Here is a 23,783-nt window from a genome sequence, read left to right as displayed (position 1 = left end):
GCCTTGTGCTTCGCGCGATTGACCGAACTTCCAACACCGGTTGAATCCGACGCCATGCGACAAGGCATCGCCGCACGCCGTCGTCATATTGCACCTGCGCGCGCGCTATGTTAGCAAAGCCGCGATTTTAACGCTGCCGGTACGCTCGTGTCGGCCGGAAATCGAAGTCCCTCTTGAATTCCAAGGGCTTGGGCCGCTTTGGCGCCGTTGTTCGGCGACGGCTTTTCCCTTGCGAGTTTGACAGCTTGAAGAGCGCTCTGGTGGCTGCTGTAGATCCCTCGGTTTCTGGTGTGTCCGGCCGTTATGCGACGGCCTTGTTCGAACTGGCGCGCGAAGACAAATCGATCGACGCCGTCAAGGCCGACCTCGACAAGTTCGATGCCATGTTGGCGGACAGCGCTGAACTTGTGCGCCTCGTGCGCAGTCCGGTTTTCAGCGCCGATACGCAAAGCAAGGCACTCGCCGCCGTGCTGAACAAGGCCGGGATCGGCGGCACGACCGCAAACTTCCTGAAAGTCCTGGCTGCCAACCGCCGGCTGTTTGCGGTTGCCGACGTGATCCGGGCGTTTCGCGCGCTGGTCGCGAAGTTCAAGGGCGAGGCCACGGCGGAGGTTACCGTCGCCGAGAAGCTCAATGACAAGAATCTGGCCGCGCTGAAAACCGCGCTGAAATCAGTGACGGGCAAGGACATCACGCTCAACGTGAAAGTCGATCCGTCCATCATCGGCGGACTTGTCGTCAAGCTCGGCAGCCGCATGGTGGACACTTCGCTCCGGACCAAACTCAATTCGATTAAGCACGCGATGAAAGAGGCAGGCTGATGGACATCCGCGCCGCGGAAATTTCCGCGATCCTGAAGGATCAGATCAAGAATTTCGGCAAAGAAGCCGAAGTTTCGGAGGTCGGACAGGTGCTGTCCGTCGGCGACGGTATTGCCCGCGTCTACGGCCTCGACAACATCCAGGCCGGCGAGATGGTCGAGTTCGAAAACGGCACGCGCGGCATGGCGCTGAACCTCGAAACCGACAATGTCGGTATTGTGATTTTTGGCGCCGACCGCGAGATCAAAGAGGGTCAGACCGTCAAGCGCACCCGCGCCATCGTCGACACGCCGGTCGGCAAAGGCCTGCTCGGCCGCGTGGTCGACGCGCTGGGCAATCCGATCGACGGTAAGGGGCCGATCCAGGGCACCGAGCGCAAGCGCGTTGACGTCAAGGCGCCCGGCATCATTCCGCGTAAGTCGGTCCACGAGCCGATGGCGACCGGCCTCAAGGCCATCGACGCCTTGATCCCGATCGGCCGCGGACAGCGCGAGTTGATCATCGGCGACCGCCAGACTGGCAAAACCGCGATTGCGCTGGACACCATTCTCAATCAGAAGCCGCTAAACGTCGCTGGCGCCCCGGAGAGCCAGAAGCTCTACTGCGTCTACGTCGCGGTCGGCCAGAAGCGTTCCACCGTGGCGCAGTTCGTCAAGGTGCTCGAAGAACAGGGCGCGCTGGAATATTCGATCGTCGTCGCCGCGACCGCGTCCGATCCGGCCCCGATGCAGTACCTCGCGCCGTTCACCGGCTGTACCATGGGCGAATACTTCCGCGACAACGCCATGCACGCCGTCATTATTTATGACGACCTCTCCAAGCAGGCCGTCGCCTATCGTCAGATGTCGCTTTTGCTGCGCCGCCCGCCGGGCCGCGAAGCCTATCCGGGCGACGTGTTCTACCTGCATTCCCGCCTTCTGGAACGCGCCGCCAAGCTGAACGACAGCCAAGGCAACGGCTCGCTGACCGCGCTGCCGGTGATCGAGACTCAGGCCAACGACGTGTCGGCCTACATTCCAACCAACGTGATTTCAATCACCGACGGGCAGATCTTCCTCGAAACCGACCTGTTCTTCCAGGGCATCCGCCCCGCGGTGAACGTCGGTCTTTCGGTGTCGCGTGTCGGCTCGTCGGCGCAGACCAAGGCGATGAAGAAGGTCGCCGGCAAGATCAAGGGCGAACTCGCGCAGTACCGCGAAATGGCGGCCTTCGCGCAGTTCGGCTCCGACCTCGACGCCTCGACCCAGCGCCTGCTCAACCGCGGCTCGCGCCTGACTGAACTCCTGAAGCAGCCGCAGTTCTCGCCGCTGAAGATGGAAGAACAGGTGGTGGTGATATGGGCCGGTACCAACGGCTACCTTGATCCGCTGCCGCTCAACAAGGTGCGCGCGTTTGAGGACGGACTGTTGTCGCTGCTGCGCGGCAAGAACGCCGACATTCTCAATGCCATCCGTGAAAGCCGTGACCTGAGTGACGATACCGCCGCCAAGCTCAAGGCTGCCGTCGAGGGTTACGCCAAGACCTTTGCTTGATCCTTTCACATCTCCCGCTTTTGGGAGGTCAGCCGGCGCAGCCGGTGGAATGGAACAAGTGATACAAATCGCGTCGGACCCCTCCCTCGCCCTCCCCGCAAGCGAGAGAGGCGAAAGGCCGAGCAGGAGATAGACAGGGTTATCGATGGCCAGCCTTAAAGACATGCGGGTCCGCATCGCCTCTACCAAGGCGACACAAAAGATTACCAAAGCCATGCAGATGGTGGCGGCCTCCAAGCTCCGCCGCGCGCAGAACGCCGCGGAAGCAGCGCGGCCCTACGCCGAGAAAATGGACACGGTGATTTCAAACATTGCCAGCGCCGCGGCCGGCTCGCCCAACGCGTCGCCGCTTCTGGTCGGCACCGGTAAGGATCAAGTTCACTTGCTTCTGGTCTGCACCGGAGAGCGCGGCCTGTCCGGCGCTTTCAACTCGGCCATTGTCCGCCTGGCCCGTGAAAGGGCCTTCGCCTTGATGAACCAGGGCAAGGAGGTCAAGTTCTTCTGTGTCGGGCGAAAGGGTTACGAGCAGCTTCGCCGCAACTTCGACAAGCAGATTGTCGAGACCGTCGAACTGCGCTCGGTGCGCCAGCTCGGCTTCGTCAATGCCGAAGCGATTGCAGAGAAAGTGCTGGCTCGGTTCGACGCCGGCGAGTTCGACGTCTGCACCCTGTTCTATTCACGCTTCCAGTCCGTCATTGCACAGATTCCGACCGCCCAGCAGGTCATTCCGCTTGTGGTCGAGGCTGCGGCCGGAAATGGCGATGCAGCGCCATCCTACGAATACGAGCCGGAAGAGGATGAGATTCTCGACCGGCTGCTTCCGCGCAATCTCGCGGTGCAGATTTTCCGCGCGCTTCTGGAGAACAACGCCTCGTTCTACGGCGCACAGATGACGGCGATGGACAACGCGACGCGTAACGCGGGCGACATGATCCGTAAGCAAACGCTGGTTTACAACCGGACCCGCCAGGCGATGATCACCAAGGAGCTGATCGAAATCATCTCCGGCGCCGAGGCCATCTAGCACAGGAGCGTTCATGGCTTACGTCACGAAGGCGACAACGAGCGGCGGCCGCAATGGCCGCGCCGTCCTCGACGGCGGTGCGCTGGCATTGGCGATGGCGCTTCCGAAGGATCTCGGCGGTGCCGGCGACGGCCACAATCCGGAACAGCTGTTCGCACTTGGCTGGTCCTCCTGCTTTGGACAGGCCATTCTCGTTCTGGCGAAGAAGCATGGTCTCGACGGGCAGGCCGCCAGGGTGACCTGCGAAGTCACGCTTAATATCGATGACGGCGCATTCTCGCTCGCGGCCGAATTGAAGGTCGCTCTGCCCGGTGCCGACAAGGCGAAGCTGCAAGCGCTGATCGAAGACGCTCACACCATCTGTCCTTATTCCAAGGCGACCAAGGGTAATGTGCCCGTCAAATTGACCGCCGTCTAAAGCGCTTGATCCTGAAAAGTGGAAACCGGTTTTCAGATTAGATCACGCGCAAACTAAAACGAGTTCTAAGGAGATATTTCTAATGGCATCCCCCGCCAATCAGACCGGACGCATCACGCAGGTCATCGGCGCCGTCGTCGACGTACAGTTCGAAGGTCACCTGCCGGCTATTCTCAACGCCATCGAAACCAAGAACGGCGACAACCGCCTGGTTCTGGAAGTAGCGCAGCATCTTGGCGAATCCACGGTGCGCACCATCGCGATGGACACCACCGAGGGTCTGGTGCGCGGCCAGGACGTTACCGACACCGGCGCGCCGATCCGGGTGCCGGTCGGCGCAGGCACGCTGGGTCGCATTATGAACGTGATCGGCGAGCCCGTGGACGAGCAGGGCCCGGTCAAGGCCGACGACCTGCGTCCGATTCACCAAGAGGCGCCGTCCTATACCGACCAGTCAACCGAGGCGGAAATTCTCGTCACCGGCATCAAGGTCGTGGACCTGCTGGCGCCTTATGCCAAGGGCGGCAAGATCGGATTGTTCGGCGGCGCCGGCGTGGGCAAGACGGTGCTGATTCAGGAACTGATCAACAACGTCGCCAAGGCGCACGGCGGTTATTCGGTATTCGCCGGCGTCGGCGAGCGTACCCGCGAAGGCAACGATCTCTATCACGAATTCATCGAATCCGGTGTCAACAAGAAGGGCGGCGGCGAAGGCTCAAAGTGTGCGCTAGTCTACGGCCAGATGAACGAGCCGCCCGGGGCACGTGCGCGCGTTGCGCTGTCCGGCCTCACGGTCGCAGAACACTTCCGCGACCAGGGCCAGGACGTGCTGTTCTTCGTCGACAACATCTTCCGCTTCACGCAGGCGGGCTCTGAAGTGTCGGCGCTGCTCGGCCGCATCCCCAGCGCCGTTGGATATCAGCCGACGCTCGCCACCGACATGGGCGCGCTGCAGGAGCGTATCACCACCACCAACAAGGGCTCGATCACCTCGGTGCAGGCGATTTACGTTCCTGCCGACGACCTGACCGACCCGGCGCCGGCCACCTCGTTCGCTCATCTCGACGCCACCACGGTTCTCAACCGCGCCATTTCGGAAAAAGGCATCTACCCGGCGGTGGACCCGCTCGACTCGACCTCGCGCATGCTGTCGCCGCTGATCGTCGGCGAGGAACACTACCAGACGGCGCGCCTCGTGCAGCAGGTTCTACAACGTTACAAGTCGCTGCAGGACATCATCGCCATTCTCGGCATGGACGAACTGTCGGAAGAGGACAAACTCACGGTGGCCCGCGCCCGCAAGGTCGAGCGTTTCCTGTCGCAGCCGTTCTTCGTCGCCGAGGTGTTCACTGGCTCGCCGGGCAAGTTCGTCGATCTCGCCGACACCATCAAGGGCTTCCGCGACCTTTGCCAAGGCAAATATGACCATCTGCCGGAAGCGGCGTTCTATATGGTCGGCACCATCGAGGAAGCCGTCGAGAAGGGCAAGAAGCTCGCGGCCGAGGCGGCTTAAACAACTGCGTCATTGCCGGGGATAGCCGTTCGAAGAACGGCGTTCTAAAGAACGCCTATGACCCGGCAATCCATCGATAGACAGACTATCTTGACTGATGGACCCGTGGGTCAAGCCCGCGGGTGACAACAGAGAGACTGAGTACCATGGCGACTTTCCATTTCGATCTCGTCTCCCCTGAAAAGCTCGCTTTCTCCGGCGAAGTCGATCAGGTCGACATCCCCGGCGTCGAGGGCGACTTCGGCGTCCTTGCCGGCCACGCGCCCGTCGTTGCGGCGATCCGCCCCGGAATCCTGACCGTCACCGCTGGCGGCACACGACAGAAGATCATCGTGCTCGGCGGCCTCGCCGAGGTCTCAGAGAAGGGCCTGACCATCCTCGCCGACGTAGCCACCTCCATCGAGGAACTTGATCGTACCCAGTTCGCTGACACGATCGCGAGCATGGAAGCCCAGTTGGCGGAAAAGGAAGGCTCCGAGCTCGACAGGGCCATCGAGCGGCTGGATCATTTCAAGAGCATTCAGAGTCAGCTCAATACGACGGCAATGCACTGAGCCACATAGCCGGTGATCGGGTTTCGGATGCGCCGCGCATGTGTTCTAACCGCCGGAGAGGCTCGTGAATTCCTTGACCACGCGCTCATAGACCGGGCGCTTGAAAGGCACGATTAACCGGGTCAGGTTCTGCATCGGCTCCCAGCGCCAGGCGATAAATTCTGGCTTGTGGCCATCGCCCGGATTAGCGACGTCGATCTCGTTGTCCTTGCCGGTGAAGCGCATCGCGTACCACTTCTGGCGCTGTCCGCGATAGCGGCCCTTCCAGGCCCGTCCGGCCACGGTGCGTGGAATGTCATAGATCAGCCAGTCAGATACCTCGGCAAGCTTCTCGACCGAGCGAATGCTGGTCTCCTCATAGAGTTCGCGTTTCGCCGCGAGCCATGTGTCCTCGCCGGGATCGACGCCGCCTTGCGGCATCTGCCAGACATGCTGGTCATCGACCTGCTCAATGCCTGCGCGGCGACCAATGAAAACGAGCCCCCTCTCGTTGAACAGCATCATGCCGACGCAAGTGCGGTAGGGTAGATCGTCGTAACGCGCCATTCCATCAATGTCCTACACGCCTCCTCCGCCCTGAGAACGGAAGGGACTCGGATTAAAGCGTTTTCGAGCGAAGTGGATACCGGTTCGCGTGAAGAAAACGCGTCAGCCAAAATCACGGAGCCACGCTTCTGATTCTATCAAATGCGGAAGGCTAGCTCGATTTTGATTTCAGCATCGCGGTTGTCAATGGCACAAGCATCACGCCACGGCTTTCGAGACCCTTGATCCAAGCGCCAATTCGGTCGATGGAAACTGGAAGCGCCGAAGTCATGCCCACGGCGATCCCCCGCTTCATTGCCAGTTCCTCAAGTCTTGCGAGCGCCTTGTCGATCTCCACCGAGGTCGGAACCGCATCAATGGTCAGGTCGGCCTTGGCGAAAGGCATAGCCTGCCTTTCCGCAAGTTGACCGACGACGCTCGTCGGCGCAGTTCCGTCGTCGAGGTAGCCGAGACCTCGCCCTGCTGCCTCGCGAATGAATGGCTGCATGACCGTGGCCGCAGTGACAAAACGCGCTCCCATGAAATTGGTCAGGCCGACATAGCCTTGAAAGCGGCTCAGCTGCCAATGCAGGCGATCGATATTCTGCTCGGCGCCAAGGGTCGTAAGCAGGGTTTGCGGTCCGGGATCGTTGTCGGGATAATCATAGGGCTCCATAGGGACTTGCAGCAGCACCTCGTGACGTTGCGCATGCGCCTGTTCCACCATCTTACCCGGATCAGAGCCATAGGGTGTGAACGCCAGCGTTACGGCAGCCGGCAGTTTCATGATTGCATCGGTGGTTTTCGTCGCACCGACGCCGAGACCGCTGACCACGATGGCAACCACCGGCGTCTTTGCAGCCTTCGCGCGATCCGCCTCGGTGCCCATTGCATAAGCCTTGAAAGGCTTCAGCCCGTCAGCAGCGATAGCCGGAATCATTCCATAACGCGACTTCTCCAACAGATGCTGACCGACTCCCGTTGCTACCGCCGGTGAGCCAGCGTCCGCCGTATTGAAATCAGGACCGGAGACGACGACGTCCTGACGCGATCCGCTGGATCCATCGATGATGGTGATGGTCTTCTGTCCGGTTGCGGATTGAGCGGCAACGGCGGCGGCACTGTCCGGCTGCTTCGGCGCGGATCTGATGGCCGCAGCCTTATCGTCGCTGACCGAGGTCTGCTGGATCGCAACCCGCGCCACAGGTTCGCCGCCGAGAGGATCGTGATTGAAGAAAACGAAGCCCAGGAAGACGACAAGGATCGATCCCAGCAAAAAACCGGCCACCTGTGGCAGCGTGACAGGAAGCCGTAAGCGGCGCTTGGGCGCGGAGTTCTGTCCAAGCGGCGTGCTGAGATCGTCGGTGGTATCGGCCATGGCCCCCTCGAATCATCCGAATCGAGAATACCATGGGCGCTCGCAAAGGCGGCAACGCGAGATCTGGCAGCGACGCCTGAAGCGACCCCACTCGCAAACGAATTCGGGCGACCCAGAGGCCGCCCGAATCCGAGAAACCGGATGATTTCAGAGGATCAATTCGCTGCCTTGTTTGCGGGTTTTTCAATCGCCGCCTTGTTGCCGGGGGCCGACGACGAGGCGTTGACCCTGACGCCGTGCAGAAGGTCATCGGCCATCTTGAGGGCCTTGTCGTTCTTGGTGTCCGGCGGGACGTAGGATTGCGAGCCTGTCTTCTCGTCGGTGCCGTTTCGGAGGTGCCCCCGCAGCGAGGCCTCGCCCTTGGTGTCGGTTCGTGACTTCAGTTCATCCGGCACATCCTGAAGCACCTCGATATCCGGAACGATGCCCTTGGCCTGAATCGAACGGCCCGATGGCGTGTAATAGCGCGCGGTCGTCAACCGAAGCGCGCCATTGCCCGACCCGAGCGGAATGATGGTCTGCACGGAGCCCTTGCCGAACGAACGGGTCCCGATCAATGTTGCCCGCTTGTGGTCCTGCAACGCGCCGGCGACGATTTCGGAAGCCGATGCCGACCCTCCGTTGGTCAGAACGATCACAGGCTTGCCCTTGGTGAGGTCGCCGGGATGCGCGCTGCGCCGCTGGGTTTCCTCGGCATTGCGGCCGCGCGTCGACACGATCTCGCCGCGATCGAGGAAGGCATCCGAAACGGTCACCGCTTCCTCAAGCAGCCCGCCCGGGTTGTTGCGCAGGTCGATGATGTAACCCTTGAGCTTGTCGCCAAGCTGGCTTTGCAGGTCGGAAATCGACTTCTTGAGCCCCTCGGTGGTCTGCTCGTTGAATGTCGTGATGCGGATATAGGCGACGTCGTCGGATTCGATCCGCGAACGGACCGAACGGACACGAATGTTGTCGCGCACCAGCGTCACGTCGATCGGATTGTCCTGTCCCTTGCGGATGATCTTTAGCCTGATCTTGGTGCCGATCGGACCGCGCATCTTGTCGACGGCCTGGTTGAGGGTCAGTCCCTGCACCGCCTCGTCGTCGAGATTGGTGATGATGTCGTTTGCCAGGATACCCGCCTTGGATGCCGGCGTGTCGTCGATCGGCGAGACCACCTTGACCAGGCCATCCTCCATCGTGACCTCGATGCCAAGCCCCCCGAACTCACCGCGTGTCTGCACCTGCATATCGCGGAAGCTCTTCGCATCCATGTAGCTCGAATGCGGATCAAGACCCGTGAGCATGCCGCTGATCGCCGATTCGACCAGCTTGCTGTCGTCAGGCTTTTCGACGTAGTCGGTGCGGACACGCTCGAACACATCGCCGAACAGGTTGAGCTGGCGATAGGTATCCGACGTTGCGGCTCGCGCGCTTGATCCCATCGTCATAGACCGCGGCTGTGTCACGAACAGCGTCAACGCGGCACCCGCTGCGGCGCTGAGAACAATAAGGGAAACCTTGCGCATCATCCGCGAACCTTTTGACCTTTGTTTGCGACCCACCACGGGGCTGGATCAATGGGAGTGCCGTCCTTACGGAACTCAATGTAGAGGACGGGCTGACTAGCGTTTGCCGCGAGAATCGAGGCGACACGGGAAGTCGATCCCATCGTCGCTACCGGCTCCCCGGTCAACACGAACTGGCCAATGTTAACCGAAATACGTTCCATGCCGGCGATCAGCACATGATACCCGCCACCGGCATTGAGGATCAAGAGTTGTCCATAACTACGGAACGGTCCCGCATACACCACCCAGCCGTCACAGGGTGTCGTGACCTGAGCGCCAGGACGGGCGGCTAACGAAATGCCTTTTTCCGCGCCACCGGCACCATCGGAGCCGCCGAAGTCACGAATCTTCGTGCCGTTAACCGGCAGCACCAACAAGCCCTTGGCCGACGCAAAGGCAATAGCCGGACTGAGCCGGCCGGGATCCTTGAGGGCGCCCAGATTCGGCTTGCCGTTGAGCGCTCCCGGAACACCTTGCCGGCTGGCTGTCGCCGCCGCATTGGCCGCGCTCTTGAGATCCTGCTCCATCTTCGCAATCAGGCCTTGCAGCGTGTCGACCTGGCGCGACAATTCGACCGCGCGCGCCGCCTCCACGGCCATATTTTTTTCAATACCGCTTTGCTGCCGTTGTCGTTCGTCCACCAGCGTCGCCAAACGGGTTTGATCGTCCTTGAGGCTGTCGCGATTGGCCGCCATTCGATCTCGCTCGGCAGCGATTGATTTCCGAAGGCCGACAAGTTCATCGAGATCAGCCACGAGCTTTTCCGCACGCACGCGCATCTCCGGCACAACGGAGCCGAGCAGAATCGCGGTGCGCAAAGATTGCAAAGCATCCTCCGGCCGCACCAGCAAAGCGGGCGGTGTGCGGCGGCCGGCACGCTGGAGGGCGGCGAGCACCTCCACGATCTCCGACCGCCGCGAATCCAGCGAGGCTCGGATTTCCTGTTCGCGGGCGTCGAGCGGCAGCAGGCGCGCTTCGGCCTCTGCAATATTGGTCTCGATGTCACGGACACTGGCGGCGACATCGATCAACTGTTGATTGAGCTTGGCGCGATTTTGACCAATCGCCGCAATGTCGGCCTTCAGTCGCTCCTGCAATTCAACCGCGCTCTTTTGCTGCGCCCGTACCGCGTCCAGATCCCGCTCGCGCTGTTTGATGTCGTCCGACGACGGGTTTGCCGGCGAGGGTGTTCCGGTCTGCGCCATCACGGATGGCGAAACCGCAGACGAAAGACCCGCAAGCAGACAAGCTGAGATCACAAGCATGGAAGCAGGTGGCGACTGTCCGAACCGCACCTCCTGGGACCGTGAACGGAGGCCCTGGATCAGTCCCAATTCAGGTGATCGGCGCTCGTTTGCTCGCACTATGTTAATCCGTTCGCGCCGGCGTGCTCAGCCGAGCGCACTAACCGCGGTGATAAGGATGGCCGGCCAGGATGGTCGCGGCCCGGTAGATCTGCTCCAGCAACATGACGCGTACCATCTGATGCGGCCAAGTGGCAGCACCGAACGCAACGCTCAATCTAGCCCTGCGCCGCAATTCGGGCGAAAGTCCGTCCGCGCCGCCAATGACAAAAACAGTGCTCGCCACCGACTCATCCCGCCAGCGGCCAAGATGTTCCGCAAACGTGGCGCTGTCGATATTTTTACCTTTTTCGTCCAGCGCCACCAGGACCATCTCTTCGGGAGCCAAAGCAAGGACTGCGACCGCCTCTTCGCGAATGCGCTGCTCAACATCGCGGGCGCGGCTTTCCGCAATTTCATGGATATCCAAGCCGCGAAAGCCAAGCTTGCGCCCGATATCCTCAAAGCGTCCGCGATAGCGATCGGCGAGCTCCCGCTCAGGACCCTGCTTAAGACGACCAACGGCAACGACGACGAGTCGCATCTGCGCACGCTAACATGCGAAAATTGAATCGCAGCGGCGAACGGTTCAGACCGTCTTCGCCGTTGCCGTGTTTTGTATCCACAATCTCTCGAGATTGTAGAATTCACGAACCTCAGGCCTGAACACATGCACGATCACACCGCCGGAATCGATCAGTACCCAGTCGCAATTGGGCATGCCCTCGATATGGACTTTCTTGACTCCGGCATCCTTGAGGCCCTTGGCCACATTCTCGGCGACAGCCCCGACATGGCGATTGGACCGACCTGTGGCGATGACCATGTAGTCCGAATAAGCCGACCTGCCGCGTAGGTCGATGGTGACCGCATCTTCCGCCTTCATATCCTCGAGGCGGGAAAGGATCAGCTTAAGGGTCTGTTCGACATCCGGCGACGCCTCCGCAATGACGGCGTCTGCCGAAGTCCTTCGTGTTCTAGGCCCGTCGGTCTTGGCCTTCGTTCTCTTCAGCGCCGACGATCCCGGCGAGGAGGATGAAGCAGACCTGGACAATACAGGTGCGGTCAGGGACCATTTCCTTTCGCTGTACCGACGCCGATTCCCGGCACCGATGGGTTATAATACGCATGTAGGGGCAGAAGTTTCAATATTCCAGTGAGACCGCTCCTTCATGTTTTAAGCTTCCGTCCATCCATGTTCCATCCCGGTTCCGCAGTCCGGTCGAGGACAACCGCGATTTCATTCCCGTGAGGAAAACCCAGGCAGGCAGGCGGTGCGTGGCCAACCGGTCGGCCCTGGCTTCGGGCAAACGCCACCGCGCAAGCGCCTGCGCGGCTGGCGCCGCAAGGGCGCGGAAACTGTGCGGCGGACGATCGACCACCGCGATCGGCACCGCGGCAGCGATCCGCGGCCAGTTTTCCCAGCGATGAAACTGCTCCAGGTTATCGGCGCCCATGATCCAGACAAAGTGCACGTTCGCGCACCTGCGTCGCAGATAGGTTATGGTGTCAATGGTGTAGCGCGTTCCGATGACAGCTTCGAGACAACTGATATCGATCCGCGGATCACTGGCTATTGCCGACGCCGCAGCAGCGCGTTCGCTGAAAGCGCGCAGCGCCCGCGCATCCTTGAGCGGATTGGCGGGTGAAACGAGCCACCAGACCCGGTCGAGATCCAGCCGCTTCAGGGCATACAGGCTGACGGCACGATGCGCGGCGTGAGGCGGGTTGAACGACCCGCCAAGCAAACCTATGCGCATGCCATCGGAATGAAGCGGGATGGCGTCTGAAACGACGGAACGCGACCCCAAAATCAATCCCCGCGCAACCCGCAGGATGATCCAATTGCGCTCACGGACGGACCTGCCCGCTACCATGTATGCGATATTTGAAACTGGTCAGTTGCTCAGCGCCAACCGGCCCGCGCGCATGGAATTTGCCTGTGGCGATGCCGATTTCGGCGCCAAAGCCAAATTCGCCGCCGTCGGCAAATTGCGTCGAAGCATTATGCAGCACGATCGCTGAATCAACCTCGTTAAGAAACCGGGCAGCCGTTTCGGGATCCTCGGTCACGATCGCGTCTGTGTGGTGCGAGCCGTGGCGCTGGATATGATCAATGGCACCACCGCAACCCTCGACCACGCGCGCAGCAATGATCGCTTCCCCATATTCGGTGTCCCAGTCATTATCGGTCGCGGGCCTAACCCGCGGATCAATACTCTGCACGACGGAATCGCCGCGCACCTCGCAGCCGGCATCGATCAGCGTTTCGATCAGCGGCTTCAGAGTGTCCCGCGCACCGGCGCGATCGACCAGCAGCGTCTCGGCTGCACCGCAAACGCCTGGGCGACGCATCTTGGCATTGAGCACGATCGCCTTCGCCATCGCAAGATCGGCAGCGCCGTCGACATAGACGTGATTGACACCCTCAAGATGCGCAAACACCGGCACACGCGCCTCGGCCTCGACGCGCGCGACAAGGCTTTTGCCGCCGCGCGGCACGATCACGTCGATGCCGCCGTTCAACCCGCTCAATAGCAGCCCGACCGCAGCACGGTCCCGCGTCGGCACCAGCGTGATCGCCGCTTCCGGCAATTGCGCCTCGCGTAATCCCTGCACCAGACAATCATGAATCGCACGGCATGAGCGAAAGCTTTCCGAGCCACCGCGCAGGATTACAGCGTTGCCGGATTTGAGACACAGCACGCCGGCGTCGGCGCAGACGTTGGGACGACTCTCGAAGATCACGGCGACCACCCCGAGCGGCACACGCACGCGCTCAATGGTCATGCCATTGGGTCGCTGCCAGCGCTCGGCGACGCGCCCCACCGGATCGTCGATCTCGCGAACGACCTTCACGCCGTCAGCCATCGCCTCCACGCGCGCTTGCGTCAGCGTGAGGCGATCGATAAACGCCGCCGTCGCACCGCCGTCGCGTGCATCAGTGACATCTTCCGCATTGGCCTCGAGAATCGCAGCCGCATTTTTCCGGATCGCGCGCTCCATCGCATCAAGCGCCTGATCCTTCTGCGCCGTTGAAGCAAGACCGAGCGCTCGCGCGGCTACGCGCGCCTGTGTTGCAAGGTCGCTCATCAAGACCGGAAGATCGGCCGAGGTGCCGATCGCCTTCAGGGAAGCAGTCATTCAGGTAACAGTCTTCGTTCCCGTTCTCTCGTTGTATCCCTAGCATAGAAATCCGGGGCCGGCGAGGCAATGACGCGTCATGAAGATAAGGCCGGGCCCGTATCCGCGACATTGAATTCAGACACTGTCAGTCTCGCCAGGCAGGCCACCGACCACGAGATCGTCGCGATGGATCATTTCGGAGCGACCGCTGACCCCCAGAAGCTGTGCGGCGTCGGAAGACGAGCGCCCTTTGATCTTGTCGGCATCGTTTGCATCGTAGGCGACGAGACCGCGGCCGACTTCATGCGTATTTGGGCCGCGCACGATGACGGCATCGCCCCTCGCGAAATGCCCATCAATCCGGGTCACGCCCGCCGGAAGTAAACTCTTGCCGGCGCGTAGCGCTGTAACCGCGCCGGCATCGATCGTCAGCGTCCCCTTGGGCTCCAGCGAACCGGCGATCCAACGCTTGCGCGCCGTGACCGGATTCGCTGGCGTCAGAAACCATGTGCAGGGGCCACCATCCATAATGGCCTGCAGCGGATGCTCGATCTTGCCGGAAGCGATCAGCATGTGCGTGCCGGCGGTTGTTGCGATCTTCGCTGCCTCGATCTTGGTCCGCATTCCGCCGCGTGACAGTTCGGACGCAGCGCTGCCTGCCATCGCCTCGATGTCCGCGGTAACCCTCTTCACTACCGGAATCAGTTTTGCCTCCGGATTGAGATGAGGCGGCGCGTCATAAAGCCCGTCGATGTCCGACAACAGGATCAGCAAATCCGCGCTCGCCATGGTGGCGACCCGCGCGGCAAGGCGATCGTTGTCGCCGTAGCGGATTTCGTTGGTGGCCACCGTGTCGTTCTCATTGATGACCGGGACCGCGCGCCACTCGAGCAGCTTTGCGATGGTCGAGCGCGCATTGAGATAGCGACGGCGTTCCTCGGTGTCCTGCAATGTTACTAGAATCTGCCCCGCGCCGATGCCGTGGTCGCCCAACACTTTCGACCATATCCGGGCCAGTGCGATCTGCCCGACCGCGGCTGCGGCCTGACTTTCCTCCAGCTTCAGCGGGCCGCGCGGCAACTTGAGCTTGCTGCGGCCGAGCGCGACCGAGCCGGACGAGACGATCAACACATCGCAGCCGTCGCCATGAAGCGCCGCGATATCGGCGGCCAGCGCCGACAGCCACGCCGCGCGCACCTTGCCCGCCGCGGCATCGATCAGAAGGGACGAGCCGACCTTGACGACGATGCGACGAAATTTCTTGAGATGTGGGCGGGTCATGGCAATCGACGGTCAATCGAAACGACAGCGCAGCTGTCATCACATGAAAGCGGCGGCTAGGAAAGCGGAATACCGATGGGATCGTTCCTGCTTACGCGGGTATCGCCTAGAGTGACCACGGCTTGGCCCGGGCCACCGGCGTTTTCATTGCCTTCGCAACCGAAGCATCCGCGCCCTTGGCCTTGTCCGAGACGGGCGCTTGCCCGATGACCTCGACAAGCGCGCGCAATGCTTCCGGCACACCATCGCCCGTGACACCTGATACCAGCAGCGGTACCTTCTTCGCGGCGCGCTTGAGGCGGTCGCGCTGCTTCTTCAAATCTTCGGCCGATACCGCGTCGATCTTGTTGAGCGCCACGATCTCCATCTTCTCCGCGAGCGTTCCGTCGTAAGCCTCCATTTCTCCGCGCACGATCTTGTAGGCACGGCCCGCATGATCGCCGCTGGCATCCACCAGATGCAGCAGCACGCGGCAGCGCTCGACATGTCCGAGAAAACGATCGCCGAGTCCCGCGCCCTCATGCGCGCCTTCGATCAGGCCGGGAATATCCGCCAGCACGAATTCACGGCCATCCGCATTCACCACGCCGAGTTGCGGATGCAGCGTCGTGAACGGATAGTCCGCGATCTTCGGCTTCGCTGCGCTGACCTTGGAGAGAAACGTCGACTTGCCGGCATTGGGCAGCCCGACGAGGCCGGCATCCGCGATCAGTTTCAGCCGTAGCCAGATCCAGCGCTCCTCCCCTACCTGGCCGGGATTGGCGTTGCGCGGGGCGCGGTTAGTGGACGACTTGAAATGCGCATTGCCGAATCCGCCATTGCCGCCTTCCGCCAGCACGAAACGCTCGCCGAGCTGGGTAAAATCGTGAATCAGCGTCTCGCGATCCTCGTCGATGATCTGGGTCCCGAGCGGTACCTTGAGCACGATGTCTTTGCCGTTGGCGCCGTGGCGGTCGGAGCCCATGCCGTTGGCGCCCTTCGGGGCCTTGAAGTGCTGCTGGTAGCGGTAGTCGATCAGCGTGTTGAGACCGTCGGCGACCTCGACGATGACGTCGCCGCCGCGTCCGCCATTGCCGCCCGAAGGACCTCCGAACTCGATGAACTTCTCGCGGCGAAAAGCCACGCAGCCGTTACCGCCATCGCCGGAACGGATATAGACCTTGGCTTCATCGAGGAATTTCATAACCGATTAGGTAGGATAGGTGGACTGGCGAGGCAACGGCCGTGCATCCTGATAGGATCACAGCCGGTGCCTGAAATCGTCAGATGAAGCGCTTTCGGGCGAAGCATGTCCTCGGGCTTGCCCCGGGGATGGATGCCGGCTCGGGTGAAGAAAACGCGTCGGCATGCCGTTCCCCAAGATTTTCAGATGTCACCGTTCGCGACGAGCGGCACTATTCCAATGCTTCAGCGACGACCATACGCTGCGGGACAGACGGAAACGATCGATCGGCGTGGACGAGCCGAGCGCTCTGATTCGGTGCAGTTCGACGCCGGTCCACTGGAAGCCGCACTTCTCCAGCACGTTGCGCGAGGCCGGATTGACCACGCGCGCGCCGGAGACCATGCGATCGACGTTATACTCCTCAAAGGCGTAGTCGATCACCGCGCGCGCGGCCTCGGTAGCGAAGCCACGGCCCCAATAATCCACGCCGAACCAATAGCCCAGTTCAGGCGCATCTGGCTCACTCCAATCAACGCCAGCTACTCCGACCGGCACATGATGGTGCTCGACCAGAAACACCATCTCGCGGCTATCGCACGCGACGGCTTCGACGAAGCGAACCGCGTCATCCAGCGTGTAAGGATGTGGCAGACGGCGCGCCATCTCCGCGATGCGACGGTCGTTAGCGAGCGCCGCAATGATCCTGGCGTCCGCATGGGCCGGCTTGCGCAGCGTCAACCGCTCGGTCTCAAGAGCAAACGACCGCCGATCGCGCAGCAAGGGCGTGGGGATGGGCATGTCCTGCAGCATGGTCGGGCTCCGTGATGCGAACGCAAGCCTTCATGCGAGCGCAAAATAAAAAAGGAGGCCGGTTTCCCGCCTCCCCTTGGAGCCATCAATGCCCCACCGGTTCAACAGGTACCGGCGGACGTGATGTCATCCACCGTCTACTCGGCTGCGACTTCCGTCATCGGGAGGACCGATACGAAAGTGCGGCCGCCGGCTTTTACGCGAAACGCGACGCGACCTTCGACCTTGGCGAACAGGGTATGGTCAGTGCCCATGCCAACATTAAGGCCGGGATGCCAGGTGGTCCCCCTCTGGCGGGCGATGATGTTACCGGGAATCACGCGCTCGCCGCCGAACGCCTTGATTCCAAGGCGTTTGCCGTGCGAATCGCGTCCATTCCGCGAAGAACCGCCTGCCTTTTTGTGAGCCATCGCCCGTCTCCAACTTCGTCCGTATCTCTAGATCATTTCCGTGACAGAATCATTCATTTTCTCTCACAGAGATTTTTAATTGCTCTTAATCGTCGGATTTCGCCTTCTTGGCAGCGGCCTTCTTAGCCGGAGCCTTTTTTGCTGGAGCCTCCTTTGCCGGAGCCTCGGCAGCAGCTTTCTTGGCAGATGTCTTTTTAGAATCGGCTTTTTTCGTCGCTGCCTTCGGCGCCTCGTCGCTACCCTCGCCTTCGGCAGGCTTCACGACCTTTTCCTTCTTCGGGCGCGGCCCGATTGTCGGAGCCTTGCCGTCAGCCAGGATCTCGGTGATGCGCAGCATCGTGATTTCGTCGCGATAACCACGCTTGCGCTTCGAATGCTTCCGACGACGCTTCTTGAATGCGATCACCTTGGGACCGCGCTTGTGCTGCAGCACTTCCGCCGCAACCGAGGCGCCTGCCACGGTGGGCGCGCCAAGCACAGGCGTGTCGCCGCCCAGCACCAGAACCTCGCCAAGCTGCACGATCGTCCCGACCTCGCCGGCGATCTTGCCAATCTCAAGTACATCATCCGGAACGACACGATACTGCCGGCCGCCGGTTTTGATGACTGCGAACATCGTTTTATTCCTTCGTGTTCGATCCCGGCCTCGGACAGGTCCGGGCCGGCTTTTTGTTCAGTCGCATGGGTTAATATCGTTTCCGCGCGCTCGGGGCGAAGGCCTGCCGGCCGCGCAAAAACAAGCGGCGCGGGAAGCACCCTGCGCCGGTTGGCGGCTTTATAGTGGCCCAGCGAGGGGAGTCAAGGCAACCGCCCGGCAAATGCCGGCGAAAATGCCGGATTTGGCGGATTTTCGGCCATTCTGGCCTGCTAGGGCGGCGGCGCGCTGGCCTGACGGCCGCCTATTTGATGAGGCCGCGAATATCGTTATCGCGCCAAGGGCTTGGAAGACTGGATTGGGTGCAATAGCGGGCGTTATAGTCGGCGCCGTCTGCACGTCGGGTCGTGAAGCTGCGGTCGTTTGCGATCTCGTAGCTGACAGTCTCCGTGGCGGCGGTCGTGCTGTCGAGTTCGCTGCAGGATTCCCGCACGCGGTAGCTGGTCGGGCCGGTCTGCTCGATCGCCTTGAATTCGCAGAGCGTACGGGCCGCGCCGATGCCGCCGCGGCGAAGCAATTGCAGCGTGGCGTGGGATGCCTGGCCACAGGGGGTGTCGCTGGCGACATAATATCCGCGCTGCAAGGGCAGGCTGGCGGCGGCGATCGGCTTGGCCGGCGGGGCGTTCGCGGGCGACGACGCCCCGCTGTCCGACGGCGCCGTACCATGGGCGGCCGCAACGCACTGCTGATAGGCGAAAATGTATGGGCGCTTGCTGTTCAGTGAGGCGACCGGCAACATGGACTGCTCATTGATCTTTTGCAGTTGCCAGATTTCGGTCGCCGACCACGTCTCGCCTTCGCCGCGACAGGCGAGAGTCAGCCGGATCGCACCGCTGCCGTTATCAGCCTTCGGGGTCGGGACCGACGTGTAACGGCACTGCGTTTCGTGATAATCGACGGATTCTGGACTGATGCGGATATGCGTATCTGTCTGCGCGGCGGTGCCCCAATCGGCCAGTTTGCAGACGCCGGATTTGCCTTCCATGTTCTGCCAGACGCCCTGAAATTGCGCCGGCACCCGCTGCTGCGCGACGCCTTGCGAGGGGGCGGCAAGCACGATTGCCAAGGTCAGGCTCACCATGGTGCCGACGTGAGTCCGCGTCACCAGCTGCTTCATTGTCACGTTCTGGCGCGACCGGATAGGTGCGGTCCGACGCGCGGGACTGTTGCTGCACCAAGTTTCGCTCATCGGGAATCGCGGCCTCCGCTGACCATTGTCCAGCCGTCGGTGTTGCGGATGAACAGGCTGTCTTGTACGCCGGGCGCCGAGAACAGCTGCCCCAATCGCCCGGTGATCGCCGGACTGTTGCTGGTATGAGAGACCGAGAACAGGCAGCGGTAGCGGCCCTGGCCGGCATCCTTGGCGCAACTGATTTTCTTGAAGGCGGTCAGGCGCACCCGCATGCCGCCCTTGCCGCCGGTCAGCGCTAGGATTTGCAGGCACTCGATGCCGAGGACCGGGTCGTTGCGGTAGCCGCCGGATAGGCATTGCCGCTCTAGGTCGCGAATAGCTTGATTAGCCTTAGTCAGCCGCTGGTTGACCAGCAGGAAGATGTCTTCCGCGGTCGGCTCGCCAGGCTCGGCCAGGGCGCTGCCCTCGCTGAAATCGATCAGTTGCATTTCCGCGCGCGCGACGCCGTCGGCGACGGCGGTCTGATAGGCCCCGATCGCGCCCGGTCCGTCGTCGATGGTCCGGGCGTCGACATATTTCAACGCTTCGTTGCGCACGCTGGTCTCCGGATCGCCCGCCGGTTTGACCGCTAACATCGCCGCCCGGAACGCCTGCTGGATCTTGGTGTCGTCCAACAGAGTGCGCTCGCGGGCCGACACGGCGCGCAACAGCCCGTCGCGGTCAGGCGTGAAATGCGCCGCCATCATGCGCGATACGGGCGCGAGTTCGGCCCAGATACGCCGGATGGCGGCAAGTCCATCGAGCGATTGCGGTGCTGCCTCGGCCTGAGCGACCGCCCTGACGTAAAGCGGCTGCGCAATCGCATTCGCCTTCGGCGCCGCTTGCTGCACAAGACCTTGCCGCCGTTCTTGCGGCAGCGACGACTTCTGGATGGTGCCGAGCAGGTCCGACAGCTTGCTCAATGTTGCAAGACTATCGTCGTTGGCGATCAGCGACTTCAGATCCTGATTGAAAACGCTCTCGAGCACCTGATTGGTTTTGGTCTTGAGGCTATCTTCGAAAGCAGCTTTCCGCGCCGGTGCTACGTCGTTGTAGCGGCTCGCCGCCTCCTTGCCGATCGCGGCAATACGTTCCAGCGCCGGACGCTCCAGCGGCAGCTGCCCGACGGTCTGGACCATTTCGTCGAACCACTTGTCCGCCTCGGCGCGGTTGGACAACAGCGACGCGACGTCGACGAAGTGGCGCTGATTCAAGAACGGGTTAGTAACCACCAGATTGTTGAGCGGTTGGATTTTCATGGCGCGGATGCAATGGGTCTGCATCAACTCCCAGATCGAGCGCCGTTGCGCCTCCTGCATGTCCGCAAACGGCAAGCCGAACACCGGCACGAAAGCTTTATTGGCAAAGGCATCCATGATCACGCGTATGCCGGCATCGAGGCTCATGCGATTGAGGTCGGAGCTGGCGACGAACGGCGCGATCCAGTTTCCCAACACCGTGCATTGATCTTGGCGCGAAGGCGCGGCGGCAAGCCGCCCACCGATGCCATCCGCCAGCTTGACCGGTGGCGCTCGCCCCGCGTCGAGTTGCTTCTGCAAGATTGGGGCGGCGCGCGTCAGCAGCATTTCGTTGGGCGGCTTGCGCAGCGAAGTCTGTGCATCGCCCCCAGGCGCTTCCCAGATATCCCGCGTGCTCCACACCGGCACAAGAGCCAGGTTGTCACCGACGGTCGATATAATGAAAGAGCGCGCCCGCGACAGCACATGATATTGCGGACCGCTACCTTCGGGCCGAAATATTCCGGTGGCCTCACGAGTTCCGGCCACCATGAGAATGGTCCGGTGATCGTTGACGTAAAGCGGCACCAGCACGCGCCGCAGCCGGTCGCGCGCGGCGGGCGGTTGATCGTCGGGCATGGAGGCGAACAATTCGGCGAAGCCATCGTTGCTAAACGACACCGTCAGGTCAGTATGGCCGCGGCCGGCGTGGGTCCAGACGCCAGCCATGTTGGCGTTGAACGCGATGGGCTTGCTCTCGCCGTGTCGTTCAAGCTTGATCTGTTGACAGTCGGACGCCGTCAGGTTGCCCGTTAGCTGTTTGCCCGATGGATCGAGCAGCGCGTCGTCAATCCTGAAAGAGAACCGCGGATTTCCCTCGACTACCAAACCAGCGTCAAATTTCACCTGGCTGCCGTCTGCATGGCCGGTGGCAACGACGACCTGTTCGGCGGTCTCGGCAACGCCGGCGCGCGCCTTGTTCAATGTTTTAAATCGAAATATCGTAGCCAGTCGGTCGCCGTCCTGAACGATGTCGGCCTGCGCGTCGTGTGTCTCGGGCTCGCGCCGCTTCGCCGTGCAGGTTATGGTGCCTCGCCATTGTCCCTGAAGCTTGCCCCCGCTGGGCGGTTGCGGTTTTGTGACGGGCGTGTTCGCGGCCGCGGCGTTACCCGATGGCGCTGCTCCGGTGTTGCGCGTGGCGGTAAAATTGTTGCCAATGCCGCCGCAGCCCGGCATGGTGCCTTCGATCATCAGACCATTGTCGCGCAGGCGCCCGACCAGTCCGATCGCGGTGTAGCCGCTAGGGCGTTCGATCCAGTCGCGCGGCACGAAAGTAAACCCGCCCTTGGCATCGATGCTGCCGCTGACTTTGTAAGCGCCGCCTTTGTCGCGCGATTCCGGCACAGCGAAACGGAAAGTGCCTTCGAATTTGGCGTCCGACTGTTGCAGGTCGAGCGTGAAGGCAATGTCGCGGTTTGCGCCGCATGAATAATTGCCTTGCCAGGTGCCGGCGAGATCAGCTGCAAGAGCTGAACCGGCAAATCCGAATGTGCAGGCGGCTACGAGCAAACAGCTTCGGTAAGAAAATCCCACAATGAAATGCCCTGAATAGGTCGGTCGAATGTTTTCGCGAAACGACACGGCGTGAAAAACTGGGTCTTCTGAAAATGCCTTGCAGTCTACGCCGAACGTAAGCATCAAACCTTTTGCGGCGCCAGACAGCGGTATCGCGGGTGTTAACTGGAAGGTCAATGCTCCGATTGTCCGGCCGGGCGGCGCACTGCGTTGGGGGTGCATAGCCCGCTGATTCCAGCGGGATTCGATTCGATGTACCCGTGGAATCGGCCCGCAAGAGCGGCCGGCGCTGCGACGATTTGACCGGACCGTTGCAACCATCCGGTTCCCACGCCGTTGTGTTCCGGGAAAACCAACAATAGCAGGGGCGCAATGGCCGAAGGCAATGCAAGCACCGCAGGCATCGGCAAGCACGGTGTTCTGCGGCTGCCGTCAGTGGATGTCGACAGCTTCAACATCGAATTGAAAGACGAGGAGGGTTTTCTCGGTGACCGCGCCTGTAAGGGGGCTTTCCGGAAAATTCTCGACGACCTGCGCAAGCCGCTGAAGAAAAACGGCGACGATCCGCTCGGAAAGACCCCATCCGCCGAGATCGGCAAAGGATCGCTCGATCAGATGCTGGTCGGCGATGACATTGAGGCCGCGGCGCTGGTGCACGGCGCGATCGAGGAATTCGCGCAGGAACTGGCTTATGTGACCGGGCGCTTCCTTAAGACCAAGGCTTGGACCGACACCGAATGCATCGTGGTCGGCGGCGGCTTTCGAAAAAGCCGTGTCGGCGAGATCGCAATCGCTCGCGCCGACCTGTTGCTGAAAAGCGAGGGCCACAAAATCCACCTGATTCCGATTCGCTTCGACCCCGACGAAGCCGGGCTGATCGGCTGCCTGCATCTGGCGCCCTCCTGGATCTTCGAGGCGTTCGACAGCATTCTGGCGGTTGATATCGGCGGCACCAACATCCGCTGCGGAGTGGTTGAAACGAAATGGAAGAAGGCTGCCGACCTGTCCAGGGCCGGGGTGTGGAAGTCCGAGCTGTGGCGCCATGCCGACGACGAGCCAACCCGCGAAAGCGCGGTGAAGAAACTAGCGAAGATGCTGAAGGACCTCATTTCGCAGGCGGAAAAACAGGGGCTAAAGCTCGCGCCTTTCATTGGTATTTCCTGTCCGGGCGTAATCGAGGAGGACGGATCGATCGAGAAAGGCGCGCAGAATCTTCCGGGGAACTGGGAGAGCAGCAGGTTCAACCTGCCGGGTTTGTTGATCGAAGCCATTCCGGAGATCGGCGGTCACGACACCACCGTGCTCATGCACAACGACGGCGTGGTGCAGGGCCTGAGCGAAATGCCCTACATGCAGGATGTCAAACGCTGGGGCGTATTGACCATCGGTACCGGCCTTGGCAACGCGCGCTACACCAATCGCAGGAATGAGAACAAGAAAGAAAAGAATCTCGAGGACGGAAAGGACAAAGATAAGAAAGACAGGAAAGCTAAGGACTGATCTCCTTTCACAACAAAGTAACCTTGATTGGTGAGGTTAAAATCCGGATCGCGTTGCCGGTTGCGCAAAGACCGCTACGGTCGGATGGTCGCGCAGGTGGTCCGCGAAGCCGCACTTCCGGCCACGATTTTAATGCCGCGGCACGGGACCGCCGGTTATTATCGCGTCCGGCGGTCCCACCACTCAGCCACAAC

22 protein-coding genes are annotated in these 23,783 nt (G+C 61.5%); 7 read left to right on the top strand and 15 right to left on the bottom strand.

Annotation, left to right across the window (positions count from 1 at the left end; all coding sequences use genetic code 11):
- Positions 1-260: 260 nt before the first annotated feature.
- From ACM561_RS02610 to ACM561_RS02585, 6 genes are all read left to right on the top strand, one after another.
- Positions 261-821 (top strand): F0F1 ATP synthase subunit delta, encoded by a 561-nt coding sequence (locus ACM561_RS02610; protein WP_425907820.1) that lies wholly within the window; start codon positions 261-263, stop codon positions 819-821.
- A complete protein-coding gene (gene atpA / locus ACM561_RS02605; RefSeq protein ID WP_079445572.1) occupies positions 821-2,353 on the top strand; it encodes a F0F1 ATP synthase subunit alpha in 1,533 nt (510 codons plus the stop codon). The genes ACM561_RS02610 and atpA overlap by 1 nt, the downstream gene beginning before the upstream one ends.
- 145 nt (positions 2,354-2,498) lie before the next feature.
- On the top strand, positions 2,499-3,377 hold the full coding sequence (locus tag ACM561_RS02600; RefSeq protein WP_425907818.1) for a F0F1 ATP synthase subunit gamma: 879 nt from the start codon (positions 2,499-2,501) through the stop codon (positions 3,375-3,377).
- Positions 3,378-3,390: 13 nt separating this feature from the next.
- Positions 3,391-3,795 (top strand): organic hydroperoxide resistance protein, encoded by a 405-nt coding sequence (locus tag ACM561_RS02595; protein WP_079445570.1) that lies wholly within the window; start codon positions 3,391-3,393, stop codon positions 3,793-3,795.
- Between the two features lie 82 nt (positions 3,796-3,877).
- Positions 3,878-5,308: a F0F1 ATP synthase subunit beta gene (atpD, locus tag ACM561_RS02590; protein WP_425907817.1), complete on the top strand. Its 1,431-nt coding sequence runs from the start codon at positions 3,878-3,880 to the stop codon at positions 5,306-5,308.
- A gap of 146 nt (positions 5,309-5,454) precedes the next feature.
- Positions 5,455-5,862 carry a F0F1 ATP synthase subunit epsilon gene (locus ACM561_RS02585; RefSeq protein ID WP_425907815.1) on the top strand — a complete coding sequence of 136 codons (408 nt, stop codon included), beginning with the start codon at positions 5,455-5,457 and terminating at the stop codon, positions 5,860-5,862.
- A 45-nt stretch (positions 5,863-5,907) separates the two neighbouring features.
- On the opposite strand, the gene ACM561_RS02580 is transcribed toward ACM561_RS02585, so the two are convergent.
- From ACM561_RS02580 to ACM561_RS02510, 15 genes are all read right to left on the bottom strand, one after another.
- Entirely contained in the window at positions 5,908-6,408 is a 501-nt protein-coding gene (locus ACM561_RS02580; protein WP_425907814.1) for an RNA pyrophosphohydrolase, read from the bottom strand.
- 151 nt (positions 6,409-6,559) lie between these two features.
- Positions 6,560-7,765, bottom strand: coding sequence for a divergent polysaccharide deacetylase family protein (locus tag ACM561_RS02575; RefSeq protein WP_425907812.1), 1,206 nt, complete (start codon positions 7,763-7,765; stop codon positions 6,560-6,562).
- Between the two features lie 155 nt (positions 7,766-7,920).
- Positions 7,921-9,276 carry a S41 family peptidase gene (locus tag ACM561_RS02570; protein ID WP_425907811.1) on the bottom strand — a complete coding sequence of 452 codons (1,356 nt, stop codon included), beginning with the start codon at positions 9,274-9,276 and terminating at the stop codon, positions 7,921-7,923.
- A complete protein-coding gene (locus ACM561_RS02565; protein ID WP_425907809.1) occupies positions 9,273-10,580 on the bottom strand; it encodes a murein hydrolase activator EnvC family protein in 1,308 nt (435 codons plus the stop codon). Before ACM561_RS02565 ends, ACM561_RS02570 begins: the two co-directional genes overlap by 4 nt.
- Before the next feature lie 139 nt (positions 10,581-10,719).
- Positions 10,720-11,202: a 23S rRNA (pseudouridine(1915)-N(3))-methyltransferase RlmH gene (gene rlmH, locus ACM561_RS02560; RefSeq protein WP_425907807.1), complete on the bottom strand. Its 483-nt coding sequence runs from the start codon at positions 11,200-11,202 to the stop codon at positions 10,720-10,722.
- 45 nt (positions 11,203-11,247) lie between these two features.
- Positions 11,248-11,607, bottom strand: coding sequence for a ribosome silencing factor (gene rsfS / locus ACM561_RS02555; RefSeq protein WP_425909616.1), 360 nt, complete (start codon positions 11,605-11,607; stop codon positions 11,248-11,250).
- A 196-nt stretch (positions 11,608-11,803) separates the two neighbouring features.
- Positions 11,804-12,418, bottom strand: coding sequence for a nicotinate-nucleotide adenylyltransferase (locus ACM561_RS02550; RefSeq protein WP_425907805.1), 615 nt, complete (start codon positions 12,416-12,418; stop codon positions 11,804-11,806).
- A gap of 91 nt (positions 12,419-12,509) precedes the next feature.
- The gene (locus ACM561_RS02545) at positions 12,510-13,802 is read right to left on the bottom strand and encodes a glutamate-5-semialdehyde dehydrogenase (protein WP_425907803.1); all 1,293 of its coding nucleotides are present in this window, start codon (positions 13,800-13,802) and stop codon (positions 12,510-12,512) included.
- A 117-nt stretch (positions 13,803-13,919) separates the two neighbouring features.
- Complete coding sequence (gene proB, locus ACM561_RS02540) at positions 13,920-15,065, bottom strand: glutamate 5-kinase (protein ID WP_425907801.1); 1,146 nt, start codon at positions 15,063-15,065, stop codon at positions 13,920-13,922.
- Positions 15,066-15,171: 106 nt separating this feature from the next.
- Entirely contained in the window at positions 15,172-16,248 is a 1,077-nt protein-coding gene (gene obgE / locus ACM561_RS02535) for a GTPase ObgE (RefSeq protein WP_425907800.1), read from the bottom strand.
- Positions 16,249-16,437: 189 nt separating this feature from the next.
- Entirely contained in the window at positions 16,438-17,040 is a 603-nt protein-coding gene (locus ACM561_RS02530; RefSeq protein WP_425907798.1) for a GNAT family N-acetyltransferase, read from the bottom strand.
- Between the two features lie 137 nt (positions 17,041-17,177).
- Positions 17,178-17,450 carry a 50S ribosomal protein L27 gene (gene rpmA, locus ACM561_RS02525; RefSeq protein WP_079445558.1) on the bottom strand — a complete coding sequence of 91 codons (273 nt, stop codon included), beginning with the start codon at positions 17,448-17,450 and terminating at the stop codon, positions 17,178-17,180.
- Between the two features lie 85 nt (positions 17,451-17,535).
- Entirely contained in the window at positions 17,536-18,066 is a 531-nt protein-coding gene (gene rplU, locus ACM561_RS02520; protein WP_425907796.1) for a 50S ribosomal protein L21, read from the bottom strand.
- Between the two features lie 283 nt (positions 18,067-18,349).
- Positions 18,350-19,210, bottom strand: coding sequence for a hypothetical protein (locus ACM561_RS02515; RefSeq protein ID WP_425907794.1), 861 nt, complete (start codon positions 19,208-19,210; stop codon positions 18,350-18,352).
- Positions 19,211-19,290: 80 nt separating this feature from the next.
- Positions 19,291-22,155 carry a hypothetical protein gene (locus ACM561_RS02510; RefSeq protein ID WP_425907793.1) on the bottom strand — a complete coding sequence of 955 codons (2,865 nt, stop codon included), beginning with the start codon at positions 22,153-22,155 and terminating at the stop codon, positions 19,291-19,293.
- 306 nt (positions 22,156-22,461) lie between these two features.
- Between ACM561_RS02510 and ACM561_RS02505 the strand changes: the two genes are divergently transcribed.
- The gene (locus ACM561_RS02505) at positions 22,462-23,589 is read left to right on the top strand and encodes an ROK family protein (protein ID WP_425907792.1); all 1,128 of its coding nucleotides are present in this window, start codon (positions 22,462-22,464) and stop codon (positions 23,587-23,589) included.
- Positions 23,590-23,783 lie beyond the last annotated feature (194 nt).

Source organism: Nitrobacter sp. TKz-YC02 (assembly GCF_049852135.1).
Classification (GTDB): domain Bacteria; phylum Pseudomonadota; class Alphaproteobacteria; order Rhizobiales; family Xanthobacteraceae; genus Nitrobacter; species Nitrobacter vulgaris.
The sequence above is the reverse complement of the archived record's forward strand: the minus strand, read 5'-3'. Positions and strand labels throughout refer to the sequence as shown.